At 43.7% G+C, this 15,766-nt stretch carries 11 protein-coding genes; all 11 read left to right on the top strand.

Translation table 11 applies throughout. The features are described from left to right. Window positions 1-286: 286 nt before the first annotated feature. The 11 genes from CVU71_07305 to CVU71_07255 all read left to right on the top strand — a co-directional run bounded on the left by CVU71_07305 (window position 287) and on the right by CVU71_07255 (window position 15,763). Entirely contained in the window at window positions 287-1,249 is a 963-nt protein-coding gene (locus tag CVU71_07305) for a hypothetical protein (GenBank protein PKN19307.1), read from the top strand. Window positions 1,250-1,363: 114 nt separating this feature from the next. Next, window positions 1,364-1,594 carry a hypothetical protein gene (locus tag CVU71_07300; GenBank protein PKN19306.1) on the top strand — a complete coding sequence of 77 codons (231 nt, stop codon included), beginning with the start codon at window positions 1,364-1,366 and terminating at the stop codon, window positions 1,592-1,594. Between the two features lie 79 nt (window positions 1,595-1,673). Continuing rightward, the gene (locus CVU71_07295; GenBank protein PKN19305.1) at window positions 1,674-2,006 is read left to right on the top strand and encodes a hypothetical protein; all 333 of its coding nucleotides are present in this window, start codon (window positions 1,674-1,676) and stop codon (window positions 2,004-2,006) included. A gap of 90 nt (window positions 2,007-2,096) precedes the next feature. Then, window positions 2,097-3,125: a hypothetical protein gene (locus tag CVU71_07290; protein ID PKN19304.1), complete on the top strand. Its 1,029-nt coding sequence runs from the start codon at window positions 2,097-2,099 to the stop codon at window positions 3,123-3,125. Window positions 3,126-3,127: 2 nt separating this feature from the next. Further along, the gene (locus tag CVU71_07285) at window positions 3,128-4,774 is read left to right on the top strand and encodes a hypothetical protein (GenBank protein PKN19303.1); all 1,647 of its coding nucleotides are present in this window, start codon (window positions 3,128-3,130) and stop codon (window positions 4,772-4,774) included. After that, on the top strand, window positions 4,765-6,486 hold the full coding sequence (locus CVU71_07280) for a hypothetical protein (protein ID PKN19302.1): 1,722 nt from the start codon (window positions 4,765-4,767) through the stop codon (window positions 6,484-6,486). Before CVU71_07285 ends, CVU71_07280 begins: the two co-directional genes overlap by 10 nt. Then, window positions 6,483-10,118: a helicase gene (locus CVU71_07275; protein PKN19301.1), complete on the top strand. Its 3,636-nt coding sequence runs from the start codon at window positions 6,483-6,485 to the stop codon at window positions 10,116-10,118. The genes CVU71_07280 and CVU71_07275 overlap by 4 nt, the downstream gene beginning before the upstream one ends. Further along, a complete protein-coding gene (locus CVU71_07270; GenBank protein PKN19300.1) occupies window positions 10,108-12,000 on the top strand; it encodes a hypothetical protein in 1,893 nt (630 codons plus the stop codon). The genes CVU71_07275 and CVU71_07270 overlap by 11 nt, the downstream gene beginning before the upstream one ends. Before the next feature lie 38 nt (window positions 12,001-12,038). Next, complete coding sequence (locus CVU71_07265) at window positions 12,039-12,461, top strand: very short patch repair endonuclease (protein ID PKN19528.1); 423 nt, start codon at window positions 12,039-12,041, stop codon at window positions 12,459-12,461. Continuing rightward, window positions 12,451-13,677, top strand: a complete 1,227-nt coding sequence (locus tag CVU71_07260; GenBank protein PKN19299.1) for a DNA (cytosine-5-)-methyltransferase — start codon at window positions 12,451-12,453, stop codon at window positions 13,675-13,677. The genes CVU71_07265 and CVU71_07260 overlap by 11 nt, the downstream gene beginning before the upstream one ends. A gap of 892 nt (window positions 13,678-14,569) precedes the next feature. After that, window positions 14,570-15,763, top strand: coding sequence for a restriction endonuclease (locus CVU71_07255; protein ID PKN19527.1), 1,194 nt, complete (start codon window positions 14,570-14,572; stop codon window positions 15,761-15,763). Window positions 15,764-15,766 lie beyond the last annotated feature (3 nt).

Raw genomic sequence — 15,766 nt, 5'->3', positions numbered from 1 at the left:
AGGAAAAAGTTGGCATCGGCACGACAGCCGTGGAAAACAATTTGAAGAAACTAAAAAGCTTAAAGGTGCAATCGCGCGTGCTGGTATCGCGAGCAGCGGCACATGGCTGATTAATAGTCAAGATACATCCTGTCCCTCCTTCGATATTCTATGAACGTTTACCAGTGCAAATTGTGAAAAAAGCTGTTGAGTCAAAATAATGCGACACCCGTCTGTCGTTGTTCCGTTGAATTAACAGATACTGAAGAATACAGTCAAATTAAAACAGGACATAAGGAGGGAAACCATGCCGCGTTTGACAAATTTGGCTGACATCATGTTCCCGGTGGAAGAACATCCGGTTTTCGTCAGCATGTCCACGAAATCGGGCGAGCGCCGGCTGCCCGTCCCGGACAAGAAGGCGCTGGTGAATTCCGTAAGCGGCCGCGTGCTGGGTGTCGTGGGCCGGGGCTACCGGATGGTTCCAAACAGCAAGGCGCTGGACTGGGCATACCAGTGCTGCTGCCTGGCTTTTCCGGAAACCCAACCCGGTGAATGGCAGGTGACTGCCAGCGACGCGCCGCATACCGGCAGCTATTGCAATATTGACCTGATGCACAACACCACCGTGCTTGACTTTTCCCTGGTGTCCCCGCAAAGCCGTCCTGAAGCATTCGGCCCGTTTGTCCGTGTGACAAATAGCTATAACGGATTGCGGGCGCTGACGTTCGACATCGGTTTATATCGCAAGGTCTGCAAAAACGGCATGATCGTTCCCGACGCTATCATCCGTTTCAAGTATGCTCACCTGTTCAGGGACATTGGCAGGGAGATCACTTTTGAGATCGATCATGCGCGCCTTGAAAAGGTCAAAACAGTTTTTAATGACTATATGGATGTTCTGCGTGAATGTGCCTTGCCGCGCGCCTATTTCCTGCCGCTGCTCCAGGGTGTCCTGCATATCAACGAACCCAAGAACATTACGACAGACCGGAAAATCGCGGATGCATGGAAATCACTCTCCAGTTATCTGGAGGCCACGTGTTACCAATACATACAGGAGCTTGGAGAAAACGCCTATTCCGCGTTCAACGCGATCACCGATTTTGCATCACATCCTCCCGAAAACCGCTGCATTTACCGGGACCGCCACAGTTACCAGCAGCTTGCGGGCACATGGCTGAGCCGGTTTCACGATGAATGCGGTCAAAAGGATTTCAGCCTGTCCGATTACCTGGTCAAACTGGCCGGCGATGAGAAAAAAAATTGATATGTACTTGAAAAGAATTGAATTTAATCTGTATTTTTATGGTTTTATCTTGACAATAAAAATAAATTATGAAGAATTACTCAACACACATCTTTTGACCAGTGGGGGAATAGCATGAACGTACAGAAAATATACCATTCGTTAAGCGCGGATGATGACAACTCTGTACTTGGTATCATATGCGGTGAACTGGAAAATCAAGGGTATTCCGTCATCATAGATGGCATGCAAGTGACATTTGAATACTTCTTTAACGGCAAGTATACGGCAATTGAAGAGAAGATTGGACCATATCATATTGCATTGAATAAAAAACGGAGAAGCAGAACAGGCATTTTCCATTGAGTTTACAGACTACAATGAATTCATTATCAAACAATAACAACCAGCAATAAAATGGGAATCAGAACGGAGGATAATCCTGATGACTGATTACATAAAAAGAGCATTGGAATGCGATTACGAAAACTACATAGAGTTCCTGATCAAGACGGTTGATGACGAGATTTACAACAAGAAAATTCCTCTGCGGGAAGCTGCGGAAGCAATTGTCGAAGAAGCCTTTTTCCAGCTGAGGGCGCATAAAGAGGCGCTGGATAAACTGATGCTGGACGCCAATGCGAACCTTGATCCGCCCTGTAAGGATGATACGGAATTGGAAAATCATACATTTGATGCGGTTGTCGATGAGATTCATCGGGATGAGATATACATGTCGGGGAAAACGGGGACATTGCCAAATCAGAATAGGATATAAATTGTAATCGTTGAAATAAGTATGAAAGTTGGTGGCACCGTAAAATTAAAAACCGGTAAACACTGATAAGAAACAGGCCGGTTCATCATTATGGTGGAATTCGTTATGTCGCCTGATCTTTATTATACTAACAATGATGGCAGAGTTGATCAAATAGGTGAATGGGCCGGATGGTTTGACACGGCCGGTGAAGCTATTGGCTCTTCAATAGAGAACAACCGTTTTGTTCTTGGTCTGGCCTTACCGGTGAGACCGTTTGCCGCTCTTTTTCTTGCCCTTGGCATTATCAAGGGGCGAGAATCAAGCACTAATGTACAGAGTCCCGACAATTCAGAATATTTTGAATATCTCGAAAATTTGCCAACTTCAACAAACGTTACATTCTTGATGAAGGATAAAGAAAAATTGCGGCAACGGGTAGGAAACCTTTCGGGTATTTTTGCAGACAGTAGCGGCCGGAAAGCGATTAAAGTACGTTATGCAGATGATAGAAAAAAGAAATTGCAACTTACCAGGTGTTTCTATACTTATAATTGTCATGACATTTCGATACTCAGTCAGGATTCTATTATTGATATAAGTAACTATCGTAAAAAAGGCCAGTCTGTAATCAAAAGTCAGGATTTTCTTTCCGCATTTGTTCCTGACGTAAATGTTTCAATTCTGGCGCTCACCTCCCGCTTTGACTGTCTTTTGGTCAGTACCAAAAAAAGACTTTCCTTTGAGCTTGATTTTAATTTTAGCTTGAAAAAAACTAAAAGCAAAACGTTTTTGCAGGGAACATTAAAAGATATTATCAGACCACGGAATAATACTCTATACAGTGGGTCATACCGGTCATTAATCTGCCCTGTAAACATGAAAAAGCCGCCGGAGCCTGATGGCATACAACCATGGTGTATCATTTTCGATTCTGCGGATGGATATCTTAAATGGCATCAACTTTTTGAAAACTCACATCAGATAGTAATATTGGACCGTGCCGAAAAACGTTTTAAAGAGGCGGCGGCGCATATCAACCAGAGGTACTATAACAGGGCGGATTCACTGCCGGCTTTTATCAGGGGTTTTCTGCCAACTTTAACAGGCATCGAAACAATTTGTTTTAACGAGAATTAATCATGTTAAGAGATATCGACCGGATATATAAATACTGTTCAGCTTACAAAATCAAAGTGCATGAAGTATTTGATCAACAGACGTATCAATTTTCAATTGCTCTTAAGAAGTTTCAGGCAATGTTATATGCTTCCGACCAGATTGAAATATGGAAGAAATTTACGGGCAGCTTAAAACGGTATCGATATTTGATTAGCATATCACCACTGCCGCCTGACAATGCTGTATTTAACCCGTCATCAATATATGAAAATTTAAATAATTTTTTAAATCTACAGCAGTCAGGATCGGTCGACGACAGTCCGATTATTGTTGCCGCACATAATCTTCTTAATCTTTTTCAGAATCTAAGTTCAGAGAGTATTAATAAATTGTATGACAAATTTAGATCACTTACCGATAAAGGTTTATCTTCAGATATCACAATTACACTTCTGGAGCACAGTCTTGTTAAACCGGTAAAAGATTATTTTGACAAAGTACGACCCCATAATTCTTTTGAAGTTATTTCTATTCATGAACTCAAGAGAGTTAAAGCATTTAAAAATATTATTTTATTCGGAGCTCCGGCCTGGCTCGATAATAAGGGGTATTCATTTCTTTTTTCCGCACCGCGTTCTTCCGCACTAGATTTGATAAGCTATTCATGGGTTAATAACACAGTAAACAGGGGGTCGGCTTTTGACTGTGCTGATTCTGACAGGGGCATACTGAATGTAGAAGAGTCAAGAATTGAATTTGAGAGCGATAAACATACTGACAGGCAGGAGATAGAAGATGCCGATCTTTATCTACCGGTTCCTGACATTTCATACCTGAAAAAACATCTTATTCAGTCCACGGGAAGTTCAGGTGACGATGATATTGAAGAAATAGTAAATGCCCGTATTATCATTCTTGCGGGTAACAAGGCTGTATTTGTAGAGTCTGAAAAAGACTCCAAGAGTTTCACCATCAATCTTAATAACGAGGACTACAATACTAATATTAACGGTCAAGACGTCGAAGAGGCTGAAGAAGACGAGGATAACGACGAAAGCGGCAATATGCTCGGCCGGTACCTCAATGAAGATCTTCAGGAGGGCATGTTTCTGCTTTTGAGAACCGGCGGGGGAGGTGATTTAATTGTACCGGTCGCGGACAAAGTATTAGGAAGCCGCAAAACAGCATGCAGGGAAATGCAGAAACACTGGAAGGATCTGATGAAAAGCAAAATGCATAAGCATGGGATAGTAGAAGTTCAAAAAATGATTATCCGCGCCGGCGGTACAAAGGTACATGCGGCAACAATAAAGAACTGGGCCAATGAAAGAAACATACGCCCCGGTACGTCTCAAAACTTTAAAGCCCTTCTGCATATACTTGGACTTGGAAATGAATTTAATAAATACAATGAAAATGCAGAAATAATTCTTACCGCGCATAGGAAGGCGGGAAGATACATACGGCGTCTTCTTCTTGAACAGATAAAAAAGGCGGATATGAAAACTCTTATCGAAGAGGGCGTAATGCGTTTCAATCTCCTGGATATTGATACAAGCGCAAGTATGACTGCTTATCGCATAGAGCGTATTCTTGAAGAGATCCATGAAATACCTTATTACAAGCTTGGTCATCCTGTGGAGATCGGAGTTGAATCATGGCAATAATGTATCCGTCGACAATATCCGCGGGAAGCCCGCCCGGTGAAACGGAAATTTTCAGACGTTTAAAGAATGATCCTGAAACAGCAGACTGGATAGTATTACATTCACTGGATATTGCCAATCATATCAGCCAGGTAAGTGGCGAAGCCGATTTTGTGGTTATAATTCCGGGAAAGGGTGTTCTATGCCTTGAGGTTAAATCCCATTCAAAGATATCCAGGAAAGACGGCAGCTGGTATTACGGAAAAGATTCAACCCCAGAAACACGTGGTCCTTTTAAACAGGCATCCTCGGCAATGCATTCGATCAGGAACTACCTCATTCAGAAAAGACCTGATTTCAGCCGCATCGTTTTCTGGTCGGCAGTGGTTTTTCCTTATGCATCCGGTGTTGCAAATACAGGTGAATGGCACAGCTGGCAGCAGATTGACAAAGCGCGTTTTTGTGCGCAACCTTTAAGCAGGGTTCTGAATTCAGTTATTGATAATGCACGTAACTTTCTTGCTACCAAATGTGCCGGCTGGTTTTGCGGTGAATCAACCGAGCCATATGCAGAGCAATGTAAAATTATTGCTGAAATATTACGCCCTTCCTTTGAATATTTTGAGGCCCCGCGAAGCAGGGTGAAGCGACTGGAGGAGGAGTTAAAGATTTACACAGATGAACAAATAAGAGCCATTGACTATATGGAGCCCAATCCACGTGTTGTCTTCACGGGACCTGCCGGTACAGGGAAAACACTTCTTGCCCTGGAGGCTGCACGACGCGCATATAACGCCGGACGGAAAACTCTTTTCGTCTGTTTTAATAATCTTCTCGGCCGGTGGCTGAAAGAACAGACCTCCGTTTTTACCCCGAAGATTAAAACATCAACTCTTCATAGTATTATGCTCGAAACAGCCGGTCTCAAACATGAAGATTATGTTTCTTCATCTGATCATTTCTGGCATTCAGAACTTCCTGCAAAGGCAATTGATGTCCTATTGGAAAACCCAGGGTACACAGATTGTCAGTTTGAAGAAATTATTATTGACGAAGCGCAGGACATGTTGAAGAACCCCTACCTTGATTTTATGGATCTTCTTCTAAGGGGAGGTCTTGCGGCCGGACGCTGGCGTATTTTTGGTGACTTTGAAAAGCAGAACATCTTTAACTCGGGCCATATAACAATGGAAGCTTTTCTTGAAAAAAGAATACACCTTCCACCTGTGTGTGCTTTAAGAGAGAACTGTAGGAATACGCCGCGGGTTGCCGAATATGCCAAACAACTGGGCGGTCTTGAACCTTTTTACAGTAGAATACTCAGGCCGGATGACCGTATTGATCCTGAATTCCACTATTACAGGAACCTGACGGAGCAGAAGCAGAAAGTTATACAGTTCGTTACATGTCTGCTGCAGGAGGGATTCCAGTTAAAGGATATTATATTGCTTTCAACCAAAAAAGACTCCTGTGCACAATTACTGGCAGAAGATGTTGAATGGAAGCATCGTCTTTCTCCTGCAGATAAATCTGTGGCAGGCTGCGCGGGGTTTTGTACAGTTCACACTTTCAAGGGGCTTGAAGCTCCGGTAATTATATTAACCGATATTGAGCATCTTGATTCTCAAAACCGGCAGGATATTTTTTATATAGGTGTAACGAGGGCTCTGCAGCGTCTTGCAGTATTTGTATCGAATAGCGCAAAAAAGGATATAGACAAGATAATGCTATGAAAACGATAAAAAAGATAAAAAAGATAACCCCACAGATCAATACAGCACAGCCCGACACACCGAAGACTGACCACATTGCAAACCGTAACAGGATGGTGCTTGCTCTCAGACGTGAGATGATGGGACCCGCGCCCTTCGGCCGACCGGTCGACTGCAGCGGAGACAAAATCATCTGTGAAAATATAGAAAGTCTATATAACCCGAACGTACAGACGAAACCGTACAATGAAATATTGAAAGGTGAAAGCCCTCACAGGCGTTACGGGGTAGGTGTCCTTTATCCTGCCGGTAAACTTAATGTCGAGGATGAGGATCCTGATGAATCCGGAACTATGGCGGAGACACCCGGTGAAGAGGGAATAGCGAAAGAATGCCTTAAAAACCTGGAAAAAATTATCGACACAATAGGATCAGGCGGACCTGAAAAAGAAACGGAAGATTTTGATATCTCACTCGCAAATCTTGCAAGACCCTGCAGTATGGGTATCAGTTTCCTTGCCGAATTGAAGGATGATTGTTCTATTACAATAACAGCAAAGGGGGGACGGTACAGGCGCAGGGAAGCTGTGCATACTCGATCAGGTAAAACAGCCCTCTGGTGGTTGCGCAGTAACGTCAAAATCACCGCTTCGTTCAAGTCGGAATCAATCCTGAAAAAAAATGGTATTATACAACCCGATGTTATGCCCGTCGCAGTTAATTGCGATGGTCTCAATATCCGCATAGAACTTTTTTCCAGGCCTGCACCGTCGGATGGCGAGGGGAGTTCACATCTGCGACTGCTGACTGCATGCATTGTCAATAGAACCTGTATGAAACAGGGTGATTCTCTGGATGAAAACTGTCTCTTTCAATCCAGATTTATTGTTAAAGCGCTTGACTGTCATGGCGCCGATGTAATACATCCGTATCCGGAGCCGGAACTGCGTTCCGCCAACGAAGAGGAGCAGTCCCTGAGGCTCCTTTACCGTAAATCCCTGACATTTGCCACCGGACACGGCTGTGCTGCTGACTGGGATTCACAGGAAGGTGCAATACACGCATCCGCTGTCAAAGCCGTGCCGTTCCCCGTTTTTGAAACTGCCAGCATTACACCTCAGATTTTCAGAGAGGACGGATCAGAATTGCTTGTTTCCATGACGCCTCTTGCAGGCCTTGGCGAAAAAGATAACGGCATGTCATCTCTTGAGGAAGTGGTTGAACGTTACGGTTTATGGATTGTTAAAAAGGAAAAAGAGGTTCAGGGACTTCCTGCTGAATATACAAGTGCAGCACGCCTGCATCTTGAACAATGCAGGCGCTGTCACGAACGAATGCTCGACGGACTAAGCTATCTTAAAACAGATAAAGAGGCGGCAAAAGCTTTTCAGCTCGCAAATCATGCCATTTTGCTGCAACAGATCCGTTCATTCCGAGAAAGTCGCACTCCTGAATGGAATGAAGGGCAAAAAAGGATTCTTTTTAAAAATAAATTCATCAGTCCCGACCCGTGTAATCCCGAATACGGTCGGGGGACATGGCGTCCTTTTCAAATCGCTTTTATTCTGATGACGGTCAGGTCATGTAGTGACGATTCATCTCCTGATCCTTTCATTAAAGGATATGACAATAGAAATACGGTTGAGCTTATTTGGTTTCCTACAGGCGGTGGTAAAACAGAAGCCTATCTGGGATTGACAGCTTTTGCACTTTTCATGCGCCGCATGAAAAATAAAGAAGATACCGGCACACATGTTCTGATGCGTTATACCCTGCGTCTTCTTACCGCACAGCAGTTTCAACGTGCCGCAGGCCTGATATGTGCGATGGAAGCATTACGGCGTGACAATGAAGACCTGCTGGGGCCGCATGAATATTCGATCGGCATCTGGCTGGGAGGGGATACAACGCCGAACACCCGGCAGGAGGCAATACAGCAGTATAGAAAGCTCATCCAGGGATGGACAGATGCGGAATATAATTTTGTTCTTCTCCGCTGTCCATGGTGCGGTGCGCAAATAGGTTCTTTTGATATCAGACAGAATACCGGGCGAGGAAGAGGCAGCCGCGGCCGGAATCAGCAAAACACACAGCTGCTCGGGCTCGATCAGAGAAACAATACAATTGTACTGCACTGTGCCGATCCTGACTGCAGTTTCAGCAAAAAACTCCCTGTATATGTTATTGATGAAGATATTTATGAAAAACCTCCATCTCTCGTTATCGGTACTGTCGATAAATTTGCCATGCTTGCATGGAAGCCGGAAGCCTCTGCGTTATTCGGTATCGGGCCTGACGGTAAACGGATGACATCACCGCCCGGACTCATCATTCAGGATGAATTGCATCTTATAACAGGTCCTCTCGGTTCCATGGCCGGACTCTATGAAACAGTAATAGAACAACTCTGTATCGACCGCCGTAACCCCGCGCGGCCGGTCCGGCCGAAGATTATCAGTTCTACAGCAACCACCCGCAGATACAAAGAGCAGATAAAAGGACTTTATGCACGAAAGGATGCCGCGCTTTTCCCGCCGCCCGGACTCGATGCCGGTGATTCATTTTTCGGTACATATGCCAGAAAATCAGACGGCACGTTACATCGTGGAAGGTTATATGCAGGCATAAATGCTCCGGGACTCGGATCGGTGCTTACTACTAATGTCAGAGTATATTCATCGCTGCTTCAGGCCTGTGAACAGTTTGATGATGCCGGTAAAGATCCATGGATGACACTGCTTGTTTTTTTCAACAGTTTAAGAGAGCTGGGATCAAACTTGACGCTTTTTCAAGCCGATGTGCCTGAAAAAATATTCCGACTCAGCAATCAGACTCTAGCCGCGAAAAGGCGTTTTCTAAATAATATTAAAGAATTGACCGGCCGCATTTCAAGCAGCGAAATCCCTGGGGCGCTTCAGGAACTTGAGAAGGTGCCAGGAAAAGATCCGTACCCTGTCGACGTATGCCTTGCGTCAAATATAATAGAGGTAGGTATTGATGTTGACAGACTTTCTCTTATTTGTGTTGCCGGTCAGCCGAAAACGACCGCACAGTACATACAGGTTACGGGCCGCATTGGCAGAAAATGGCGGGAAAGGCCGGGTCTTGTTGTTACAATTTACAGTCCGGGAAAGCCCAGAGACCGGTCGCATTTTGAAAAGTTCCGGAGTTATCACGAACGGTTGTATGCACAGGTGGAGCCTTCCAGTGTCACTCCGTTTACATCACCCGCCTTGAAACGTGCATTACATGCTGTAATGGTAGCTTATGTCCGGCAGGCGGGCGGTATTCAGGAAAAAGAGAAGCCGAGTCCTTATCCCGCCGCATTGATAGAAAAAATTATTGAACTGATGAAGTTCAGAATTAGCATTGTTGACCCGCAGGAAAACATTAATCTTATTAACGCGATTAATGAAAGAATTGCCGAGTGGCAGGCCTGGAATTCAACTGAATGGAGCTCCGGCCCTGCAGCAGAAATGCCGTCTTTACTGAGATACGCCGGCATGTATTATCCCGACATGTGGGAACGTGTGTCATGGCCTACGCCCACGTCTATGCGTTCCGTTGACGCAGAATGTATGCCCGAGATAACCCAGTTGTATCTGGTAGACAATATAAATGAAATTAGGGAAACTCTGACAGATGAAACTTAATCCAATACGTCGCGGCCAGCTTATAACACCTTTCGGACCGGGAGCACTACATGTTTTGAGAAACGGCATTTCCGTTATAACAGCGGGGCTTGACCATTGGTTTGAAACCAATGACGGAACGAAAATACAGGATGTCGATACTGCTGAATTCAGAATTGACGAGTGGCGTCTGAGTCGTGAACTGAATGTTAATCATTTTATGGCACCGCCCGAGTTCAGAATTCCGTCCAAATCAGGGGATTTAAAAAATACGCTGCTGAAAATACCAGTTTTGAGATTTCCCGAATGGTATGTATGTCCTAAATGTGGACTTATGAAAAAAGATGTATTGCATTGCGCAGGTTATGTGAATTGCATGGATTGCAAACGAAGAATGATACAGGTGCGTTTTATCGCCATGTGCGATCAGGGACACGTGCAGGATTTCCCGTGGCTTGAATGGGTCCACAGGTCCGCTGAACCGGCATGTATCGGGCCGCTCAGATATACAGCAACGGGCGGCGGTTCTTTGAACGCAATCAAAATAAGCTGTCGTGCCTGCGGCGAAAAAAGAACACTGGAAAATGTTACCGCTGCGGATCCGACAGGACAGTCAACCTATTTGAGTTCAAATCTTCTTCGTGAGACGGGAAATGTTTATTTTTGTAAAGGAGTCACACCCTGGCTGGGTACTGAAAACGGAGGCGACTGCAACCGGCCTCTCCGGGCGGCTCTGCGCAGTGCTACGAATGTTTACTATTCGGATATCAAAAGCTCGATTTATTTACCCTTTGTATTGTTCTCTGAAAAAAATAATGCTACTGATATTTTGAAGACACCGCAGATAAAAACCTTTCTTAATATAAGAGCGGAAGACGAACCTGATGACCTTCTTAAGCCGCTACGGAAAAAGTATAAAGACCTGCTGCAGGATTTATCCGACGGTGAAATCGCAGAAGCAATTGAAATTATCCGCGGCCTGCGGATCGAGGGGACGGGTAAAAATAAACAGAAAATAATTGAAGGCGAGGACCGGTGGACATCATTCCGGCGGCTGGAATTCAGTGTGCTGTCCGCACCTCATAATGAAGATGATCTTTTAACCGTTCAAGCGGATACAACCGGGTTATCTACGGTACTCAAGAAATATATAGATAAGATTATGCTTGTTGAAAGACTTCGTGAAACAAGAGTACTGGCGGGATTCAGCCGGGTTATCCCTGAAAGCGGCCTGGCTCAGGATCAGAAAAAAGCTCTGCTTCGCAGAAATAAGCCAGAAGAAGGAAAAAACTGGCTTCCCGCCTGTAAGGTTTACGGGGAAGGTATTTTTATAACACTCCGTGAAGATGTTCTCAGACAATGGGAGTTTCTCGAATCTGTAAAAAACAGGTCTGAAATCCTCAACAGGCAGTACTTAAAGGTCTGCGCTGAACGGGGGTTTAACCCCAAAGCAATAACAGCTCGCTTTATCCTCATCCATACACTATCACATCTTTTAATCAACCGGTTAACCTTTGAATGCGGGTACAGTTCCGCATCGCTAAGGGAACGTCTGTATGTTTCGGATAATGCGGATGCGCCTATGGCGGGATTCCTGATTTATACCTCATCGGGAGACGCCGAAGGTACGATGGGCGGACTGGTCAGAATGGGGAAGACGGAAAATTTTGAGCCTCTTTTCAGACGCGCACTCGAAAATGCAACATGGTGTTCTGCAGACCCCGTTTGCGGTGAAACGGGTGATTACGGTGGACAGGGCCCCGACTCATGCAATCTGGCCGCCTGTCATAACTGCTGCCTTGTACCTGAAACCTCCTGCGAGGAATTTAACCGGTTTCTTGATCGCTGTCTTGTCGTACCTAAGGCTGCGGATAATAAGCATGGGTTTTTGATTATTAATTGAATGCAAATACAGGCTGTTTTATTGAACTGAAATATTTTATGGTTGATCATCTTTCCCCGGAAAAACGCTCATGGAATATGAGCAGAGTCAGATCCAAAGACACCGGTCCTGAAATGAAAGTCAGGAGACTGCTTTTTTCAATGGGATTTCGCTACAGGATTAATGTGAAGACCCTTCCGGGCAAACCGGATATTGTATTGAAGAAATGGAATACGGTAATATTTGTCCACGGCTGTTTCTGGCATCGTCACAAAGGATGCAAAGATACGACCACACCCAAAACAAAAACTGAATGGTGGCTGGAAAAATTCAAGAAGAATGTTACAAACGATCAAAAAAAACGCCAAGCCCTTGAAGAATTGGACTGGAAAGTGCTTGTGGTCTGGGAATGCGAAACGAACCAGAATGATGAATTATTAAAAGAAAGGCTCTATAGAAGGATAGTGAAAAATGTTTATTGATATTAACGAGGCGTTTAACACAATAGCACATCTTGATAATATAAAATTGAACCAAAAAACAAAAGAAAATGTATTCAAGAAAGCTGTTATCACACACTGGCTTCATGGTGAAATACCAAATGCCTGGGCTAATAAGGAAACACAGCGTCATTGGTGTGATTGTTTGGGCTTTGATAAAAAACCTATCGTGATTTATAGTGCAGTCCCATTTCCCCCAATTCCCGTAAATGTAACTCCTCAATTCAGGTTTATAGATTTATTTGCAGGGATTGGCGGCTTTAGAATTGCTCTTCAAGAACTTGGCGGCAAATGCGTTTTCAGCAGTGAATGGAATGCGGCAGCACAACAGACTTATTTTAGAAACTTTGGCGAATTCCCATTTGGTGACATAAGGGAATTTACATCCACAGAAGTCTCTGATCAACGGCTAAAAAAGTTGATTCCAGATCATGAAATCTTAGCCGCTGGATTCCCGTGTCAACCATTCAGTCATGCTGGTGTTTCAGCGCGTTCTTCTATCGGTAAAAGTCATGGTTTTGAATGTAAAACACAGGGAACACTTTTTTTTGATATATGCAGAATTGTTAAAGAGAAAGAACCAAAGGTTTTATTTTTAGAAAATGTTAAAAATCTTCAAAGCCATGATTCTGGAAGAACTTTTGATACAATCAAAGAATCAATTGATAAACTGGGATATGATTTTAGTTCTGATGTGATTGATGCTTCATGTGAAGTGCCTCAACATCGCGAACGCTGTTACATGGTTTGCTTTAGAAAGGAATTAAAGATTAAATTTGAATTTCCTAAATTCCCTGACAAGAAAAAAAAGCTGAAAGAGATATTGGAAGATAATGTATCTGAAAAATATACAATTTCCGATCGATTATGGAAAGGCCACATAGATAGATCGGCTAGAAATGTTGCCCGTGGAACTGGCTTCACAGCTTACGCAGTTGATTTAAATAGACCATCTAATACCCTTGTTGCCCGATATGGAAAAGATGGAAAAGAATGCTTAATTCCTCAAGATGGTAAAAACCCCCGCATGCTTACACCGCGCGAATGTGCACGCCTTCAGGGCTTTCACGAAAAGTTTATATTTCCTGACGCAAGAACGCCGGCATATCACCAGTTTGGTAATGCTGTTGTTGTCCCTGTAATAAGAAAAATTGCATATACGATTGTACAACAACTTAACAATAAGAAAGGTGAATGAAATGGGAATTAAAGAAAATGGGAAATTTCTTGACTACATAAAAAACAGTTCAGCGGTTAAGATCAGTGCAAATACTGAGCTTAACAAAGGGGTTTTTGTCACATTCACAAACAATGCAGGTAAAAAGTTTGACGTAAATCTTAAAGAAATAAATGAATTCATAAATGTTTTGAAAGACAAAAACCGTGAGATATCTCAGGCAATAGTCTCTCATCCTTTATACACGCAGACAAGGTCACCATGGAACTATCAAGAGAAACCCTATCGGAGTTTAGCTGACAAATTCTTTCCTTTAGTTAATTTCCCCACTATTAATCCGCTGATAGGGTCACAGACAAGCGGGGTGTATAACGCTATTAATGCCTATATATGTTTCATTCTCAATGAAAATCCCAATAATGATAATTTTAGTTTTGATTTGGAAAATCTTGAAAGTTTTCAAAAAATATTATTAAGCTATGGCACGAAATCATCAGAGATATTGCACGAAAAACAGAATAAACTAATTCTCCTCGGCCCTTTTGAAACAGCAAAATCAGCTGCATTAAGAAGTTTATTTTATTGCTATGAAAACTTTAAGGAGAAATTTGAAAACAACTTAATTATTGATGAATTTAAGGCCAAAATAAATAGCGCCGGTGTTTATTTATGGGCCAGTGAAAGAGGGTTAGAAGAAAAGAAACTGGATTCAAGAGTATTTTTGGATAAACCGTTTGAATTTAAAGGAATAAAATATTTTTTATCAGATCAATGGACCTATGATTCAGCTAACGGCAGATCTATCAAAGACATTAATGTGTTCCTCAAGGAATTTAATCTCGAGATTATCAAAACAGATGAAATTTATCATCTATTCAAGACAAATACTCATAATGCAATAAATGGTTCTCATCTGCCTAAACCCTTCCTTCTGCTGGCTGGAATATCGGGGACAGGCAAAACCCGATTTGTCCGCGAACAGGCAAAAGCATCAGCCGCCATTCATGCTATGGCTGCAGGTAGTAACTATTGTCTTGTACCCGTCCGCCCCGACTGGCATGAACCGTCAGATTTACTCGGTTACATTTCCCGGATCGGCTCTGACGGTCCTCGGTACGTGGCAACCGATCTTCTGAGATTCATTGTCAAGGCCTGGAAACACTCTGCAGCATCGGCAACCGGTGAAAATATTGTCTGCAAAGCTTCCGATGAAATATGCCCCTTCTGGCTATGCTTGGATGAGATGAATCTGGCGCCGGTCGAGCAGTATTTCGCCGATTATCTATCAGTTGTCGAAACACGAGTATGGAAGGCGGGTATCTATAAATGCGATCCTCTTCTCAAAGGAGATGTGATCAGAGAGCTGGAGTCGGCTGCACAGGATGAACTCTGGCGGAAACTTGACATTGGAGGGGACGATGAACAGTCTATCGGACTGAAAAAATATTTTTCGGTTGTAGGCATTCCACTACCTCCAAACCTGATAGTTGCCGGCACGGTAAACATGGATGAAACAACTCATGGATTTTCGCGTAAGGTGATTGACCGCGCCTTGACAATTGATTTTGGTGAATTCTACCCCAACCGTTATAATGAGTTTTTCATTCCCGAAACCTGTTCAAAAACACTGGGCTTCCCCCTTCTGTCGCAGATTGAACGGGACGATCTGATATCGGTGGCTATAGACCCTGACGGACAGAAAACAATTAACTTCCTAGAAACAGTCAACGGGATCCTCAGGGGAACTCCATTTGAACTCGCCTACCGTGCCCTGAACGAGGCTTTGCTCTCGGTGGTATGTTTCAATCCTTCTGATGACAAACTGCTTCAGGCGGTCTGGGACGACTTCCTTATGATGAAGGTGCTGCCAAGAATCGAAGGAGATGCGGAAAAACTTGATTATCAGGACAATTTCAGCCTGCTGACCCGTCTATCGGATATTCTGAAAGACAGTTTAACTGATATCTGTAATGTTGGACGGCCTGACCTTCTGTGTGTTTCAGCAACTGACGGCACGGTTGTACAGGCATCCTGCCGTTCCATAAAAAAACTGGAGTGGATGCAGAAACGTCTGGAAAAAAACGGTTTTACAACTTTCTGGCCATAGCCG

The organism is Deltaproteobacteria bacterium HGW-Deltaproteobacteria-6 (assembly GCA_002840435.1).
Taxonomy (GTDB): Bacteria; Desulfobacterota; Syntrophia; order Syntrophales; family Smithellaceae; genus UBA8904.
The sequence above is the reverse complement of the archived record's forward strand: the minus strand, read 5'-3'. Positions and strand labels throughout refer to the sequence as shown.